Annotated in this window: 14 protein-coding genes; 9 read left to right on the forward strand and 5 right to left on the reverse strand. The window is 43.1% G+C overall.

The features are described from left to right. The first annotated feature begins 159 nt into the window (after positions 1-159). Complete coding sequence (locus MF4640_RS08150) at positions 160-1215, forward strand: DUF1176 domain-containing protein (protein WP_078389234.1); 1056 nt, start codon at positions 160-162, stop codon at positions 1213-1215. Here the strand turns inward: MF4640_RS08150 and MF4640_RS08155 are convergent. Further along, positions 1212-2147, reverse strand: a complete 936-nt coding sequence (locus tag MF4640_RS08155; protein WP_017396945.1) for a tRNA dihydrouridine synthase — start codon at positions 2145-2147, stop codon at positions 1212-1214. The two genes, MF4640_RS08150 and MF4640_RS08155, sit on opposite strands and share 4 nt — an antisense overlap. A gap of 62 nt (positions 2148-2209) precedes the next feature. Then, entirely contained in the window at positions 2210-3796 is a 1587-nt protein-coding gene (locus tag MF4640_RS08160) for an ATP-binding cassette domain-containing protein (protein ID WP_078389235.1), read from the reverse strand. Between the two features lie 541 nt (positions 3797-4337). Here MF4640_RS08160 and MF4640_RS08165 point away from each other — a divergent pair. Then, on the forward strand, positions 4338-4718 hold the full coding sequence (locus MF4640_RS08165; protein WP_004695240.1) for a hypothetical protein: 381 nt from the start codon (positions 4338-4340) through the stop codon (positions 4716-4718). Positions 4719-5093: 375 nt separating this feature from the next. Here MF4640_RS08165 and MF4640_RS08170 read toward each other — a convergent pair whose 3' ends face one another. After that, a complete protein-coding gene (locus MF4640_RS08170; protein WP_004695246.1) occupies positions 5094-5903 on the reverse strand; it encodes an inner membrane protein YpjD in 810 nt (269 codons plus the stop codon). Positions 5904-6041: 138 nt separating this feature from the next. Between MF4640_RS08170 and ffh the strand changes: the two genes are divergently transcribed. Next, positions 6042-7448: a signal recognition particle protein gene (ffh, locus tag MF4640_RS08175; protein ID WP_010327404.1), complete on the forward strand. Its 1407-nt coding sequence runs from the start codon at positions 6042-6044 to the stop codon at positions 7446-7448. Positions 7449-7629: 181 nt separating this feature from the next. Beyond that, entirely contained in the window at positions 7630-8229 is a 600-nt protein-coding gene (locus MF4640_RS08180) for an RBBP9/YdeN family alpha/beta hydrolase (protein ID WP_078389236.1), read from the forward strand. Here the strand turns inward: MF4640_RS08180 and MF4640_RS08185 are convergent. Continuing rightward, complete coding sequence (locus MF4640_RS08185) at positions 8220-8951, reverse strand: type III pantothenate kinase (RefSeq protein ID WP_078389237.1); 732 nt, start codon at positions 8949-8951, stop codon at positions 8220-8222. The genes MF4640_RS08180 and MF4640_RS08185 overlap by 10 nt on opposite strands. Before the next feature lie 16 nt (positions 8952-8967). Next, positions 8968-9723 carry a biotin--[acetyl-CoA-carboxylase] ligase gene (locus MF4640_RS08190; protein WP_078389271.1) on the reverse strand — a complete coding sequence of 252 codons (756 nt, stop codon included), beginning with the start codon at positions 9721-9723 and terminating at the stop codon, positions 8968-8970. A gap of 28 nt (positions 9724-9751) precedes the next feature. Here MF4640_RS08190 and MF4640_RS08195 point away from each other — a divergent pair, with 28 nt between their 5' ends. From MF4640_RS08195 to ligA, 5 genes are all read left to right on the forward strand, one after another. Then, positions 9752-10555 (forward strand): sulfite exporter TauE/SafE family protein, encoded by an 804-nt coding sequence (locus tag MF4640_RS08195; RefSeq protein ID WP_078389238.1) that lies wholly within the window; start codon positions 9752-9754, stop codon positions 10553-10555. Positions 10556-10714: 159 nt separating this feature from the next. Continuing rightward, the gene (locus tag MF4640_RS08200) at positions 10715-11410 is read left to right on the forward strand and encodes a GntR family transcriptional regulator (RefSeq protein WP_004983028.1); all 696 of its coding nucleotides are present in this window, start codon (positions 10715-10717) and stop codon (positions 11408-11410) included. Positions 11411-11420: 10 nt separating this feature from the next. Beyond that, a complete protein-coding gene (gene smc, locus MF4640_RS08205; protein ID WP_078389239.1) occupies positions 11421-14873 on the forward strand; it encodes a chromosome segregation protein SMC in 3453 nt (1150 codons plus the stop codon). Positions 14874-14877: 4 nt separating this feature from the next. Beyond that, entirely contained in the window at positions 14878-15873 is a 996-nt protein-coding gene (locus MF4640_RS08210; protein WP_078389240.1) for a cell division protein ZipA C-terminal FtsZ-binding domain-containing protein, read from the forward strand. 94 nt (positions 15874-15967) lie between these two features. Further along, the gene (ligA, locus tag MF4640_RS08215; protein ID WP_078389241.1) at positions 15968-18007 is read left to right on the forward strand and encodes an NAD-dependent DNA ligase LigA; all 2040 of its coding nucleotides are present in this window, start codon (positions 15968-15970) and stop codon (positions 18005-18007) included. The last annotated feature ends 206 nt before the right edge of the window (positions 18008-18213 follow it).

Raw genomic sequence — 18213 nt, forward strand, 5'->3', positions numbered from 1 at the left:
TCTTGACTATTTTGTATTGCTCGACGCACTGCCTGTGTCGTTGTGGCGCTGCTGTGTAGAACTTGTCCCATAGTGCTTCCTTCCATTTATCTGAGAATATTGCACCATTAAAATCTGGGACTAAACACCTAAGATTCCTCTGAAGTGGAGTGAGCGCATATGTTGAATAATAAGATCATAAAACGAAATAGTTCCATTATTGGTGTGTTGTTGATGAGTGTTTTGAGCCAGTTGACTCATGCTGAAACGGGCAACTATTTTATACATAAAGACAGGGAGCTTGCCTGTGATAATACGGGTATGTGCCGCGCGGTAGGGTATCAAAGTGATGCACAGTTTGGTCATCCTATTTCATTACTGATTTCTCGTCCCGCAGGTGCAGGTAGTGCAGTACTCAGCCAAATTCAAGTGGCTGAGGAGTTTACGCAGGATATTGAAGCCAGTTTAAATGTAGGAGGAACATCTCTAGGGAACCTAACCATCGATGCCAAGAAAAGTACCGCGAAACTGTCCAGTGCTCAAAGTGCGCAGTTGCTAAAGGCTTTGGTAGGCGCAGAAGATATTCGTCTCACGACCCAAGCACAGCAATGGCAAATTTCAACTGCTGGGGCAAATGCAGTTTTGCTCAAAATGGATGATATACAAAAGCGGGTAAATACACCGAATGCCATCTATCAAAAAGGCAATCAGTCTGAGCAAAATGTTTTACAACCCAAAGCCATCTCTAAAATTGGCATTACAGGATACCGACCTGCGGTTGCCAGCCACTTTGCCGTGGACAGTAAAAATGCCAATCAACTCTTTAAAAAGCTAAAAGCAACAACAGATGAACAAGACTGTCCAAATCTCTATGAGGCACGGTTTTTTGAGGAAGATCGGGTTTCAGTCTATCCGCTGAATGCAGAGCAAGTGGTGGTACAAGTGCCATGTTGGCGTGGAGCGTACAATGAAGGTCTAGGCTACTGGGTCATGGACAAAGCATTGCAAAAGATTCAGCAGCAAGTCACCACATCAGGCTCAAGTTTTAGTGAGGCGCAAATTTTCTCAGAGCAAAAAGGTCGGGGTATTGCTGACTGTGGTATTCGTTCCGAGTGGGCTTGGAATGGAAAGGCTTTTGTCCTCAGTTATCAGGCACAATCGCAGCAATGTAAAGGCTTTGCAGGTGGTGCGTGGAACTTACCCACTTTTGTCGCGATCGTTGCGCGAACGGATTAAGTCGCGCTTGCATTTAGTTTAAGAATAATGTCATCCAGCGGCTTGATACGTTTGACTTCATCCCAGAGGGCTTTGGCTTCAGGATAGTGTTTAGACATCATGCCCAACCATTGCTTATAACGTCCGACCATATTCATTTCTTTTTTATAGCCGCCGTTTAAAAAACGGATTTGTAAGGTCAGTAGCTCATTCCATGTCAGCAGAGGCGTATCGATATTTTGACGAATACATTGGGTCAAATCGGGGGTTGTCACGGCACCACGTCCAATCATCAAATCTTCACAACCAGACTCTAAGCGACACTGTTTCGCGTCAGCATTGTTCCAAATTTCACCATTGGCAATCACATTGATCTTTAAAGCTTCACGAATCGGGCGGAGCTGATCCCAAAAAGCGGGTGGGGTATAACCATCGACTTTGGTACGTGCATGCACGGTAACCCATGCTGCACCTGCGTCTTCAATGGCATGAGCATTGTCCAACATAAAATGTCGGTCCATATAACCTAAACGCATTTTCGCAGAAACAGGAATGTGTGCAGGAACCGCATCACGTACTGCTTTGACCAGTTCATGTACCACTTCTGGCTCATCTAAAAGCACCGAGCCACCACGGTGACGGTTCACGGTTTTGGCTGGACATCCAAAATTCATATCAATGGCGGGTGCACCGAGTTTCACAGCACGGATGGCATTGGCAGCCAGCATTTCAGGGTCATTACCTAAAAATTGAACATGCACAGGTGTTCCCGCTGCCGTTTTTCCGTTATGCAGTAATTCAGGGCAATACTGATGAAAAATATGATCGGGTAACACTGAATTGGTCACACGGATAAACTCGGTCACACACCAGTCGAAGCTACCTACAGACGTGAGCACATCACGCATGATGGGGTCGGTTAAGCCTTCCATTGGTGCAAGAATGAGTTTCACAGCGGTGTCACCAGTCAAATAGAAAAACGGTGTTATACGCAAATCCGATCACGCTGTCTAGTCTAATGCGTTTGGGTTAAATCGAAATAGTTTTGAATCTGTGTCTCCTCGACAAAGGCGTCATCATGTGAAACTAAAATAACCGCCCCTGTAAAGTCGCGAATAGCCTGTGCCAACAGTTGTCTTGAGTCGATGTCGAGATGATTTTCGGGTTCATCCAGTAGCAGTAAGTCCACAGGCTTTGCTGCGAGACTGATGCACAGTAAAGCAACTTTGAGTTGTTCACCGCCACTGAGTAGTGAGATGGGAAGCAGAGCTTTATCTCGACGAATTCGAAGTTGCCCCAATTGATTCCGACACTCCTCATCGGACAAAGACGGATTCAATAATTGTAAATTGTGTACAGCATTCAGTTCTGGATTCAGTAGGCTAAAGTTTTGATCTAAATATAACGATGCCCCTCGCTTGAAAATATATCCCGATTGAACATGACTATGATTTTGAATGGCACGAAGTAAGGTCGACTTACCTGAACCATTTTGGCCGCGCAGTTGGATTTTTTCTCCGCTATGTAAGGCAAAAGAAATAGGGGAGATAGAGAGTGCTGCTAAAACCACTTCTTTTAAACGAAGAATTTCACCAGTTTGTTTAGGTTGAAAATGGAAATCAAACTTTTGTGACTTAATCTGTTCTAGTTGCTGCTGTTTGTTTTTGAGCTCATCTTGCGCTTGTTCCTTTTGGCGAAGTTGTTGCTGCGCGACTCCCGATAAGGTTTGACTCGCACGTTCTTTTTTAAAGTCGAGTAGGATTTTGGCTTGAGAACCAGAACTTCGTAATTTCTGCCCAGACTTTTGCCTTTTCTGAGCTTTCATGCGCTGCTCATGCTGTTGGACTTGTAATTGTTTTAGTTCGCGTTTCTCTTGCGAGATATTGTGTTGTAGTGCCTGCTGGTGTTGCTCTGTGTGTGACTGATACTCGGCATAGTTGCAACGGAAGTGTTTCAAGCCAAAATCATTTAAAACATAGGTATTGGAGATTTGATTTAACAAGGTGCGGTCATGGCTAATCACTAAACAGCCAGCAGGATGTTGAAGGATTTTTTGACTTAACCATGCACGACTTACATGGTCTAAGTGATTACTGGGCTCATCAAGAAGTAAATAATGCTCAGTTTGGAAAAATAGGCGGCACAGTGCCAGTTTGGTTTTCTGACCTTCACTCAGTTGAGAAACCGAGCTAGATAGATCTGTAGGTAAGTTTGCACTTTCTAGCAATTTCAACCATTCAGTGGGTTGATGCCATGCGTGTTCAACACGATCATAGTCCTCAAAGCTCGCGGTAGATTGCTCAATACGCTGAAAACTGGCATAGAGGTCTGAAACGTCAAGCGCCTCGGCAAGTGTGCAGTTACTTAAACGTTCAAGCTGACTTAAGTAAGCAAATGGCATCTGCCAAATCACTTCGCCACTCGCATAATTGGGTCTGTGCGCTTGAGTGAGTAGGGACATTAATACTGATTTACCTTGACCATTACGTCCAATCAAAGCTGAACATTGGGTAGCGGGCAATTCAAAATTTAAATGCTGAAAAAGCGGTTCATGAGCAAATTGAACGCTGAGGTTTTTTATAGTACAGGCCTGTTGGGTCATTGAAGACTCCTTTATACAGGACATACAAAATAAATTTTTATAGAGATATAGAGCAGTAAATAAGTTTATTTTGCACGTCAGAAAACAAATAAATTAGATTTGACGGAAAATAAGACTTACTTCATTGGCGTTACTCTAAAATAGAACAAGGGAGGTGTAATAATTTTAACAAGTATAGCAGGTGGATAAAAAATGATCCATTTTGTTATCTTTCTTATGTACTTAAGGTTTATCGATCAATGCTATTGGTTAGGGAACTTCAGCATACACGAGTCGAAGCTTCCTGTAGGTGTGAGTACAACCCGCACGATTGGGTTATTTAGGCTTTTAGGAGTGCAAAGTTGAGGCTCACAGTGGCGTTATACGTTTTTAGTGGAGCTGCCTTTGGAAAGGCTGTAGAGTGATATAGCTTTGAATATTTAGAGTTCGTATAAGAGATTGATGTTAAATCACTGCTTGTATTCTTAATGAGACACGGAGTGTAGGCTCTTTTTCTTTTGAGTAGATAATAAAATTAAATAATGATAGTGAGGGGACTGCAATGGATGTTTTAACACGTTTTATTATTGAAATTAGTATTGCATTACTGGTGAGTAGCGCTACTACTTTTGTGATTACAACTGTTTTAAAAAACTTATTGATTGATTTATGTGGAGATGTAGTTCGTGCAACCTTCTGGTCGCGATTTAGCCTGCTTATGTTGTTCTTAACACCACTTATGTTTGTAATATTTTTTGGAATGTCATTTGACTCTGCGGCTACTGATCATCTTGTTGTGAAACGAGCTTTGGGCTTGAGTCTGCTTGGTGTGTTTTGTGCAGTGATGGGTATGGCATTTCAAATTTCACAATTTATTTCTAGTAAGAATGCTTTAGCTTCAAGAGAAGAATCTATTAAAGAAAATGAATTACCAGAGAATTGATTTGAATTTCAACTGGATAAAAAGACAAGCTTCTTTTTTATGGATGGGTTTTAAATTATGGATATTACGCATTAGATTAAGAATAATCTGCATAACCTCTATAGTGCTACATAGGGAAGTGATAAGGATTTATTATAGAAAATAAATTAGATAAAAGTGGCATACAATGTATTCAACACAGTAAAAAGTATTTAAGTTTTTCTAAAATTTACATAATACGAAATACACTCGATAATTTATTCTAAATCAAAATATTGAGGTTTACTAAAAAGCCCAGCTTGGTCAAGCTGGGCTTTTCTATTGGGTTATCAAGTTGCACATCTACTTTGTGAGTAGAGCTCTGTATCTTTAATAAAGCGAACTAAACAAAAGACTTTATCGACCTAAAATCATTTCCAATACAAACTTAGATCCGATAAAACCGACAGCCAACAAGAAGAATCCAATTAAGGTAAAACGAATCGCTTTTTGACCGCGCCAACCAAAACGGTAATGTCCGATGAGTAAAGATCCATACACAAACCAAGAAATAATACTAAAAGCGGTTTTATGTGCCAGATGTTGGGCAAAAAAATTATCGATGGTAAAGAAACCAAACACCAACGCTACGGTCAGTAAAAGAAAACCCGTTTTAATCAAGTCAAACAGTAAAGACTCCATGGCTTGAAAAGAGGGCAGTAAGTTGACCCAAAAGCGTTTCTTTTGTTTGTTCTTTAACTCACGATCTTGGAACCATAAAATCACGGCTTGTATGGTTGCCATGAGTAGCACCGCATAGGCCGACAGCGATAAAATAATATGAATATCTAAACCCAATGAGCGCTGTTCAATAAATTGGGTAGACTGGCTAAAGGCAAAACCTAAAATGAGTCCTGTAGCGGCCACAGGAATGCCAATCAGGTTCAAAGCTAGAATTGGACGATAAGTGCTATAGAGTAGACTAAGTAACAGCATGAGCCCTGATGTAAATGACATTAAGACAAAAACGTCATAATTCACCCCCATCGGCGTGAGCATGTCATGGTACAAAACAGTTGCATGTAGCAATAAGCCTAAGCCTAAAATAATGCCAATAAACCAATGGTTTGGATCACGTTTAGCCATTAATTTGAGAAACAAATACCAAAAAGAGGTGGTATAAGCGACTAATGCTAAGATGGTGTAAACCAAGGGCAGGCTAATCATGTCAAACCTTTTTCAGGATGATGAATATTCATTTATATAAATTCGGTGCGAACTACAGTATCCTATAGCATTCTATGCATAAATTTTCTATTTTAAGAAAGATTTTTTTGCAACTAGCAATTTTAAGCGGATTTTGCAATGTTTGATACCTTAACGGAACGACTCACGCAGAGTTTAAGAAATGTTACTGGCTCTGGGCAGCTAACCGAAGACAATATTAAAGATACCCTACGTGAAGTACGTATGGCACTTCTTGAAGCCGATGTTGCACTTCCTGTAACTCGTGAATTTATCGCGAAAGTTAAGGAAGAGGCGTTGGGTCAAGAAGTCATGACTCAATTATCGCCGGGCCAAGCATTTGTTAAAATCGTGCATGACGAATTAACAAAAATGATGGGCGAGGCAAATGAAAGCCTTGATCTTGCAGCAAAACCTCCTGTTGTAGTCCTACTCGCGGGCTTACAAGGTGCAGGTAAAACAACAACGGCTGCAAAACTTGCTCGCTTCTTACAAGAACGCCAAAAGAAAAAAGTAGCGATGGTATCTGCCGACGTATACCGTCCAGCAGCAATTAAACAGCTACAAACCGTTGCAGGTGAAGTTGGCGCGATTTTCTTTGAATCGAGTGCAGACGAAAAACCAATTACCATTGCAACGCGTGCAATTGAACAAGCCAAAATTCAGTTTGCGGATGTCTTGATTGTTGATACTGCAGGTCGTCTACACGTAGACGATGAAATGATGGACGAGATCAAAGAACTTCACGCGGCGATTAAGCCAACTGAAACTTTGTTCGTGGTCGATGCAATGACCGGTCAGGATGCGGCAAATACAGCCAAAGCCTTCAATGATGCACTGCCATTAACGGGTGTGATTCTGACCAAAACTGATGGTGATGCGCGCGGTGGTGCGGCGCTTTCAGTACGTGCAATCACAGGTAAGCCAATCAAATTCTTAGGTATGGGCGAAAAGCTCGATGCCTTAGAGCCATTCCATCCTGAACGTGTTGCACAGCGTATCTTGGGTATGGGTGACGTACTTTCTTTGGTCGAAGAGCTTGAACGTAAAGTCGACAAAGAAAAAGCCGAAAAAATGGCGAAAAAACTGCAAAAAGGTGGCAGCTTCAACTTTGAAGATATGCTAATGCAGTTTGAGCAAATGAATAAAATGGGTGGCATGATGGGTTTCTTGGATAAGTTGCCTGGCATGAGCAATGCGGGGATTCAAGATGCATTGGCGCAAGCGAACCCTGAAAAGCAAGTGAAAAAGATGGAAGCGATTATCCAATCGATGACCATCAAAGAGCGCCGCAATCCAGATCTGATGAACCCAAGCCGTAAAAAGCGCATTGCAGCAGGCTGTGGTATGGATGTCGTTGAAGTCAATAAGTTGATTAAACAACATGCGCAAATGGCTAAAATGATGAAGAAATTTGCCAATCCATCGGGTATGGCAAAAATGATGAAATCATTAAGCGGTATGCAAAAACAGTTTGGTGGTGGCGGCGGAATGGGACCATTATTTGGTGGCAACGATAAGAAGTAATCTGCTTCTTACCATTTCAGAAAAAGGCGCGTTGAGCGCCTTTTTTTTCTGTTGTTTTGTGAGTCATGGAAAATATTATGTGTATTTTCAATACCCTCAATCAATAACAAAAACGCACTGTTTATGGCTTGAAAGTTGCGTAAAATTTATTCTTTTCAAACATTATAATAAGAAGTTGAAAATGAATGGATCAAAACAACATATCTATATTGTGCATGGCTATCAAGCATCGCCCAATGACCATTGGTTTCCGTGGCTAAGTCAAAAACTCAGTCAGATGGATCTGCATGCTGAAGTAAAACGTTTAGTGCTCCCGCATAGTGATGCACCACATTTCGAAGAATGGCAACAGGCTTTGGCCCTGCAAATGACCACTTTGGATGAAAATACCATCATCATTGCGCATAGTTTGGGGTGTCTGGCGACTTTACATTATCTCAGTAGTAAACTGCGTGAACGTCGAATCAAAGCGATCTTCTGTATTGCGGGCTTTAAAGCGGCTTTAAAAAGCTTACCTGATTTAAGTGGCTTTATTGCGCAAGCGAAGTTGGACAGCGGTATACTCCACTCTCACATCGCTTCACGTGTGGTGATGTTTTCCAATAATGACCCTTATGTTCCACCGCCTTTGGCCCTTACCTTTGGGCACTTCTTGAGTGCAGAGGTACTGGAGGTGAAACGTGCAGGGCATTTTATGCGTGAAAATGGTTATGCTGAATTTGAGCTACTGCTCAATACCTTAAAACCCCTTTTACAACAGCAGGCGGTGGCTCAGGGTTGATGCTGAATATAATATTGTAGCCCTTTAAGTAATAAATCATTTTCAATGCATGGTGCATACTCTGCCAAATAGCGCGCAAATACAGGCGCATCACCGCCAGTTAAAATCAGTTGGCGTGGAGATTGTTGCAAGACTTTTTCAATGGTACTGACCAAGCCGAGCAAAATCCCATGATGCACTGCGTCGATGGTATTACGACCGGGACCGAGTTCATCAAAAGCCGCATCTGGAATTTTAATGCCTTTGGTGTTTTGGATCAGCGAGTCTCGTTGTAAGTAGAGATTTGGTAAAATATAGCCGCCCAAATGCTGCAAACCATCCGCCAAGTCGATGGTCAGCGCCGTGCCACAGCTAATCACACAATAGTTCTGCTCTGGATTACGTGCGACGGCCAACACTTGCAACCAACGGTCAATCCCGAGTTGTTCAGGCTGTTCATAACCACACTGTAGGCCTGCATAGTTGGCCTGTACTTGGGCAAAGGTAATCGGTACATTTAAACTTTTTAATAGTTTACGGATTCGGTCATTATTTTTTTTGTCCTGAACCGAAGAAACACCAATTTGTTGGATGTTTAAGTTTTTAAAATGCTGAATCAGACCTAAAAGCAAATCGGCAGGGGACTGTAAATGTAACTCAGCTCCTTGTTCCAAAATTTGATCTTCCTGCGTAATCCAATACTTCAGACGAGTATTACCAATATCTAACCATAAATTTTTCATGATGATGCTCAATCATTTAAACAGGGATCATTGGGCGTAAACGGCCTTGATAAAAATTTTCAACACCATTGGCGGTCTGAATTTGTACCGCACCATCATCTTGAATGCCTAAGAAGATGCCTTGAGACAGACCTTTCATATGTTCAAATTCAACTTGTTGCTGCATAAATGCTGCATAATGATTGAAACGAGAAGCCAAATTCGCACTATTATGGGTGAACCATAGGCCTGCCTGTTGAATCGCCAGATACAGTTCTGCCATTAAGCGAATTCGCTCTGCTTGGGCTAAACCCAGCTGTTCAAGTGAGCTGGTGGCTTGATCAAGCTGAGTATCTTCGACTTGGTTGATATTGATGCCCACCCCAATAATAGCTTGGTGGCTCGACAGTGGTTCAACTAAAATCCCGCCCCATTTACCTTGAGCACTGTAAAGGTCATTCGGCCATTTCACTTGCAGAGCAAGGCCTTGCAAACTCGGCATTTGCAAGATATTTAACGCAATTTCTAAAGCCAAGCGCCCATCTATAGGTGTTTTGGTCTGTAGCAATGTGCTTAAATAGATGTTTCCTTCAGGAGAAACCCATTGTCGTTGACGCTGTCCACGACCTTGAGTTTGTCGTGTACTGCAGACCAAAACGCTCTGAATCCCTTTTTGCGCAATTTCACGCACATCATCATTGGTGGATGTGGTAACTGGCTTAAGCAATAAAACTTCAGGAAGTTGCTGTGCTTCAGCGAGAAGCTGTTGTAATTGGCGTGTCTCTAAATCCATATGAATCTGAGAAAAGTGAAAAATGATCATGGAGTTAATCATATATTTACTGATTGGCGCAATCGCTGGTTTTGCTGCGGGGCTATTTGGGGTCGGTGGTGGACTCATTATCATCCCGATTTTATATGTGGTGTTTACTCATTTGAACTATGACCCGAGCGTCATTATGCATATGGCGGTTGGCACATCACTAGCGACTATTATTGTCACGTCAATGAGTTCAGTGAGTGCACATCATAAACGCGGGGCAGTGTTGTGGTCTGTGTTTCGCAATTTGGCCCCAGGTTTAGTTATGGGCGCTTTTTTAGGCGCAGGCATTGCAGACTATATGTCAGGACATGGCTTACAACTGCTGATCGGTTTTTTTGCGGTATGGGTGGCGTACAAAATGTTTAGTGGCGCACATGTTGAGGTCGATCCATCGCGTCAGTTGCCCTCTACAGGCAAACAGTTATTTGTCGGTGCTGGCATTGGTGTGGCTTCTGCGATCTTTGGCATTGGTGGGGGCAGTTTGACAGTGCCGTACTTAAACCGTCATGGTGTGGCTATGCAAAAAGCGGTGGCGACGTCAGCTGCTTGTGGCTTACCAATTGCAGTGGCTGGAGCTTTAGGTTTTATGTGGTTCGGGCATCAGGCTGAAGTGAATGTACCGAATACCATTGGTTATATTCATGTCTATGCATTTTTCGGGATTGCGGTCATGAGTTTTATCACCGCAAAGTTTGGTGCGAAAGTGGCGCATCTTTTATCGCCTGCGATGTTGAAAAAGTGTTTTGCTGGTTTGTTGGTGGTAGTTGGTTTATATTTTATTTATCAAGGTTTTAGTTCTTAATTTCTTTGATAATATTGTGTGCGTTGCTGTTGATTGGCATTATAGACGGTAAAATTGTTAGACAATGACATAGTGTTTAGCGTTTAAGATCGGGTAAAACCTAAAAATAGGTCACTAAAGACCATGGATTGCATCTTATAAAAACAAGTTAGGAACAGTATGCAAGCACATGATACAGAGAGTTTGTCCGAACAAATTGCCAAGCACATCAGTGAACAAATCATTCGCGGTGAGTTGGTCGAAGGTGAGCGCATACAAGAATTACGTATTGCCGCTGAACTGGATGTGAGTCGCGGCTCGGTGCGTGAGGCCTTGTTACTGCTTGAACGTACACATCTGATTGAAATCTACCCGCGTCGCGGCGCTATAGTCTCTGAAATGTCCGCTCAGCAAGTGCGCGCCTTGTTTGACACCAGTAGTCTGCTGTTGGGGCAAATTGTGCAACGCATAGCGGAGACATGGCGCAGCTATGAAGCGGAACGTTTACAGCTGCTATTGGATGAGTTGGGGAATCAGCTGAAACAGGGCAGTATCGAAAAATTTTATGATTTGATTTTTGAAGGATTGGCGCGCCAGCATGAAATGGTGGGCAATGCTTATTTGATGAAGTTTTACCAAGAACTGTTACCCTCGATACGGCGGAGCTATTTTTTAACCTTAAATACTTCGCGTAGAGAGTTACAAGAATCTTATGATTTATTTAAACTGGTGACTGATGCGGTTTTAATCAGAAAATCACAACAAGCTACTTTATTTATGGAAGATTTTTGTCGACACTTACGTAACTTGGTGTTGGAATCTCTGACCCGAATGAAACAAATTGAACTTGCGTGGGCGAGACGCTCACGACGTTAGTCAGGACATTATGCGTTTAAGCAGTTTAAAACTTTCCGGCTTCAAATCTTTTGCCGACAGTACCACATTACACTTTAAAGATAACCGCACAGCAGTGGTTGGGCCGAATGGTTGTGGCAAATCCAATGTGATCGATGCTATTCGCTGGGTCATGGGCGAATCCAGTGCTCGCCAACTGCGTGGCGGCAGCATGCAGGATGTTATTTTTACAGGCACGGCAAAGCGTAAACCCGTCAGTGTTGCCAGTGTAGAACTGCGTTTTGACAACACTTATGGCAAGTTAGGCGGTAGCTATAATGCCTATACCGAACTGGCGGTCAAACGTCAGGTTAACCGAGATGGCAAGTCTGAATACTTTTTAAATGGTACTAAGTGCCGTCGTCGGGACATTACCGATATTTTCTTGGGCACAGGTTTAGGGCCACGTTCTTATTCGATTATTGAACAGGGCATGATCAACCGTTTGGTCGATGCAAAACCTGAAGAAATGCGGGTGTTTATTGAGGAAGCTGCAGGAGTTTCTCGTTATCAAGCACGTCGTCGTGAAACTTTATTACATTTGGATCACACCACACAAAATTTATCGCGTTTAGAAGATATTGCCTCCGAATTAAGATCACAGTTAAAAACTTTAAAACGTCAGGCTGAAACCGCGATTCAGTACAAAACACTGGAAAGCCAAATTCGCACCATTAAAGTCGAAGTTTTATCTTTTCAATGTGAACAAAGCAGCCTTTTACAGCAAGAATATACGCTGCACATGAATGATTTGGGTGAGCAGTTCAAGCTGGTGCGTTCAGAGTTAACGACTTTAGAGCATGATTTGACTTCGACCAGTGAGCTATTTCAACGCCTGATTCAGCAGTCCACGCCATTACAGAGTGAGTGGCAACAGGCAGAGAAAAAGCTGGCTGAGCTGAAAATGACTTTGGAACAAAAGCAGACACTGTTCCAGCAAAACACGACCACTTTGGCACAGCTTGAACAGCAGAAGGCGCAAACCAAAGAACGGATGCAACTGATCGAGCTGCAACTGGAAAGTTTGCACGAACAAAATGAGCTTCATACCGAACAGTTACAACAGCAAGAAAGTCAAAACCAACAGCAAAGCCAAGGTTTAACGGATTTAAAAGCACAGCAGCAACAGTTGCTTCAACAGTTTGAACAAGTCAAAAGTTTGGTTGAAAAACAGCAGCAACAAAAAATGCAAATGTTGGCGAAAAGTGAACAGTTGGCCAAAAATATTTTACGTTTTGAACAGCAAAAGCAGATTTTAGAGCAGCAAGCAGCACAAATTCAAAACCAAAGCCAGTTGGATGCGATTGATCAACTGTTACATGCCAAGCAAGACGCCGAGGCACAGCAGTTACAACGTGAGCAAAGTATCATTGAGGTGCAGTTGCAGCTGGATGATTTGCGTATCCAACACCAAGCTGCTCAAACTGAGTTGAATCAGCACAAAGCAGATATACAGGTCTTAAGTGCCGAACAGAAGCATCTTAAGCAGCTTTTGGTCAAAGTGAGTGCCTTAAAAAATAGTGATCATCCGCAGTTGATGCATGTGCTGCAGCTTAAAGATGCGGCTAAAACCCATGCTGCGCTGGTCGAAAAATTCTTAGCCAAATGGCTTTCAGCGCATTGTTTGGACAACAGCGATGCATTCACCGATGCGGTTGCACGTCAGTTAACGCCTCAGCCGCGTGTTGAACTGATCGAAATTGCAGGTTGCGATAGTCTAGCCAGCTGGATTGAATCACCGCAATCTTCTTTGTGGCAGCAGGTGGGGGTGACCACCAACTTAAAACAAGCCTTAGCGCTGCAAAAGCAATTGAAAGATGGTCAGTCTCTTCTGAGTTTAGACGGTTACCATGTCGGCGTGGACTGGGTGATTGGTTTGGATTATGACGAAGCGAGCCAAGCTGGACAGGGTGCGCTAAGTCATCGAATTCGTTTAGATGAAATTGAGCAGAGTCTTGCTGAAAAAATAGGACTTCTGACTCAGCTTGAAACGAAAACCACAGAGCTTCGTACTCAAGTCCAAGCGGTGGATGAGCAGTTAAAAGCGGATCAACAACTGTTGAAAAAAGAAGTTCAAGCGACGCAGCAGATTGATTTGAATATTGCCAAAGTGCAAAGTACCAACCAAGCCTTTGAAGTGCAAAAGCAACAATTAGCCAATCAACTGGCGCAGCTAGACAGTCAGCTTGAAGAAGATGCCATGCAAAAAGATGATCTAGAGATTGATCTGCATGCATTGAATATTAAGCTCGAGCAAAATTTGCCAAACTACAAAACCATGCAGTTCCAAGTGGAGTCTTTGACTGAGCAACTGGATGATAGCCAGCAGCAGGCACAGCAGGTTTGGCAAGCACTTGAAATGGTGCGTCGTCAGGCGGTGCAAACCACACAGCAGATTGAACTGTTAGAAAAAGACAGTACTTTCTTAAAAGCGCAGTATCAGCAAATTTTGTCGCAGATGGAGCAGGCCAAAAAGTTTATTGATCCTGTACAACTTGAGCTGCCGGCCTTGGAAAGCCAGTTTAGCGAACAAGCACAGATCACTGAAAAGCTGCAAAAGACATGGTCTGAATGGCAAGTTGAACTGAATGCAGTGCAAGAGCGCCAGCAAAGTTTGACCGAACACCGTCATCAACAGCAACAACAAGATGAAAGGCTAAGAACCCAGTTAGAAGAGAAACGTTTGGCGTGGCAAGCGGCAAAGTCAGACTTACAACATTATTCTGAACAGCTGAAAGAGATGAATGTTGAAGCTGTTGTGGGTTTAAGCATTGATATTAGTAGCCATCAACAGATTTTGGAAAAAGCACAGCAGCAGTTTGAGAAATTGGGCGCAGTCAATTTGGCGGCTTCAGAAGAATATGAAGACGTATCAAAACGCTTTGAAGAGTTGAGTCATCAAATTCAAGATCTGGAAAATACTGTTGAGCAGTTGCGTGCTGCAATGAAAAGTATTGATCAAGAGACCCGTAAACTGTTCATGAGCACTTTTGATCGGGTCAATACCGAACTACAAGATTTGTTCCCGAAAGTATTCAATGGCGGTGAAGCGAGTCTGACTTTGGAAGATGACTGGCAATCTGGAGTTAAACTCATGGCCCGTCCACCAGGCAAACGCAATAGCTCTTTGGCGCTACTTTCAGGGGGAGAAAAAGCCCTGACCGCATTGGCCTTGGTGTTTGCGATTTTCCGTCTCAACCCATCGCCATTTTGTGTTTTGGATGAAGTTGATGCACCTCTGGATGATGCAAACGTGGGAAGATTTTGTAATCTTGTAAAAGAGCTTTCTGAACAGGTGCAATTCATTTACATTACCCATAATAAACTCGCAATGACGATGGCGACCGACTTGTTAGGTGTTACGATGCCTGAACCGGGAACATCAAAATTAGTGACTGTAAATTTAGAACAGGCAAAAGAATACGGTTTAGTCGCGGAGGCCTAATAAGATGGAATACACAACAATTATTGGTATCGTCATAGCAGTGATCATTATGCTGTTTGGGGTTCGAATGATTTTTCGAAAGCCGGCAGATGCAGCGCCTTCACTTGAGTCCGCATTGCATATCGATGCTGACAGTCAAAAACCGATTATCCCGCGTCACGTACGTGATCAACTGCAAACGGCATCAGTTGAAGAGGCTGAACGTAAAGAGCCGACTTTAAACGAAAACTCTGTAGAAGAGACACTGTCTGAAAAAGCCGAACCGAAAGCTTTGGATGCAGACAGTGTGCTCGAAAGCAGCAGTACTGAACCAAGTTTGGATGCGTCAGCTGAGGTAGAAAATAAAGCAGTAGACTCAGTCGCTCCTGAAAATGCTGTAGCAGATGCAACGGAATTAACGACTGAAAGCGCAAGCTCCTCGCTTGTTGATGACCAAGCAAAAGCGGATAAAGCTGAATTTAGTTTAAATGCCAATGTCGAAAAAGCCGAAATTTCAGAGTTTGACGATGAAAGCAGCATTTTAGATGCACATTTGTATGAGCAAAAAATTGTCGATGATGAAAGTGCTTTAGCCACAGCAGAATCGTTTATTGCCCTGAATGTTTATCCTGAACGCCGTGCGTTGTCTGGTGAGAAAACTTTAAAAGTTTTAATGAAGTATGGTTTACGTTTTGGCGAAATGTCTTGTTTCCATCGCTATAACGAAAATGGAACCAAGTTACTGTTCTCTGTGTTGCAAATTACCGATACAGGCATGGATGGTTTTGACTTGGAAAATCTGTCGACCGATCCAATTAAAGGCTTGGCATTTTTCTTGGCCTTACCACACCGCGATGTCCAAAATGCCTTTGACACCATGGACAGTATTTCACGTTTAATTGCTCGTGAAATCGATGGAACAGTTTATGATCAAAACAACCAAGAGTTCACGCCACAACTGCGAGAGCATTGGCGCCACTTGGCGATTGATTACCGTGCTGGACAAGCAATCGACGCTTAATCTGATTGAAAGCAACGGTAACGATTTCTATAATAGACAGTAGAAATACAATTTTTAGGGCGGAACAAAGACCGCCCTTTTTTATGGTGAAATTATGACTCAAACTTCGACTGTCGTTGCGCAAATGCGTCAACTGATCCAAATTTTGGCACAGCATAATCATGCTTATTATGTGATGGATCAGCCGACCATTTTAGACAGTGAATATGATCAGCTCTTTCATCAACTGAAAGCTTTAGAAGAACAATACCCTGAGTGTATTCAGCCAGATAGCCCGATCAATAAAGTTGGTGGTAAACCTTTGGCGAAGTTTACGAGCGTGACCCATGTGGTACCGATGCTGTCTTTAGGCAATGTGTTTAATCAAGAAGAGCTGTTTGCTTTTGCACGCCGTGCAGAAGAACGGTTGCCGAATCAAACGATTCAATATGATGTCGAACTGAAGTTTGATGGTCTTGCCATTTCACTGTGGTATGAACAAGGTGTGCTGGTGCGTGGAGTGACGCGTGGTGATGGTGAAACAGGGGAAGACATTACCCAAAACGTCAAAACCATTCGTAACTTGCCGAAGGTGTTGAGTACAGATCAGGGCGAAGTACCTACGCTACTGGAAGTTCGTGGTGAAGTTTTGATGCCTAAAGCAGGCTTTGAAAAGCTCAATGCAGAAAACGAAGCCAAAGGTGAGAAGACTTTTGCCAACCCACGTAATGCCGCAGCTGGAAGTCTACGTCAGTTAGACCCGAATATTGCGGCTTCGCGTCCACTTGCATTTTATGCTTATGGTATTGCGCAGTGTGAACCAAATCATGGTCAAAGCACCATGTCGGAAAGTCTAGCGTGGTTGCAACAGTTTGGTTTTGCAGTTGGTGAGCGTCATTTTGTCTGCGATAGTATTCAAGAAGTTCAAGCTGTTTATGAGCAAATCAATGCGGAACGACCACAATTGAGTGTGGAAATTGACGGCATGGTGATTAAGGTCAACAGTCTCAAACAACAGCAACAGCTCGGTTTTTTAAGTCGTGAACCGCGTTGGGCAACGGCTTATAAATTCCCTGCGGTGGCTGCGCTCACCACGGTTGAAAATATTGACTGGCAAGTGGGGCGTACAGGTACATTGACCCCTGTGGCGCGTTTGAATCCTGTTGCTGTGGGCGGCGTGACCGTTTCAAATGTGACCTTGCATAATATTGGGGAAATTCACCGTTTAGATGTGCGAATTGGCGATACTGTCAGTGTTTACCGTAGTGGTGATGTGATTCCCAAAGTGGAAAAAGTGTGGCCTGAATTCCGTCCTGTCGATGCGACTGAAGTTGAACTCCCGAGCCAATGTCCCGTGTGTGAATCGCCAGTGGTGATGCCCGAAGGTGAAGCTTTAGCACGTTGCTCAGGTGGTTTGTATTGTGCCGCACAGCGTATTGAGGCGATTCGCCACTTTGTATCACGTAAAGCTCTTGATATTGAAGGTTTGGGGGATCGTTGGGTCGAATCACTGTTACATCTTGATCTGCTTAAAGATGTGGCTGATATTTATCACCTACATGAGCACCGAGAAAAGCTATTAACCATTGAAAAAATGGGTGAGAAGTCCGTTCAGAACTTGATTGATTCGATTGAAAATAGTAAGAAAACCACTTTGGCTGCATTTATTTATGCACTGGGGATTCGTGGAGTGGGTGAAACCACAGCACGTATGTTGGCCAATACTTTCCAAACTTTAGATGCGCTACGTGTTGCAGACATTGAAGCTTTAAAGAAAACTCCAGATGTGGGGGATATCACGGCGGAGTGGATTGTCGACTTTTTCCAAGCACCACATAATCTTGAAGTTTTAGACCGATTATTGGCGGCAGGTATTCACTGGGACGCACCTGTGGCACCAAGTCGCCAACCTCTAAATGGAGAAAGTTGGGTCGTGACGGGTACACTCAGTACGATGGGGCGTGATGAAGCAACACAGCTCTTGCAAGCACTGGGCGCACGAGTCAGTGGTAGTGTGTCGAGTAAAACCAAGTGTGTTGTTGCAGGTGAAAAAGCAGGTTCAAAGCTGGATAAAGCGGAGAAGCTTGGGATTGCTGTGATCAACGAAGCTGAGTTTATTCAACTGATGAAAGATTATGGTCAATTAGACGTTTAGATTGTTGACTCAGGTTAAATCAGAAATATGATACTTGGGCACGTCATCTGCAACCTGCGTGGTGTAAGTAAGATAATGTTTCTACGACATATTTCTGATACATCAAAAAGAGAACAGGTTTTGCAGATGACAATGGTTTTGCCTACTTTTGCCGAAACAAAAGTAGGGCCAGCTGCAGGCTAATGATGAAATGGGGTGAGAACTTG

The sequence above is a fragment of the Acinetobacter sp. MF4640 genome (genome assembly GCF_002018895.1).
Classification (GTDB): Bacteria; Pseudomonadota; Gammaproteobacteria; order Pseudomonadales; family Moraxellaceae; genus Acinetobacter; species Acinetobacter johnsonii.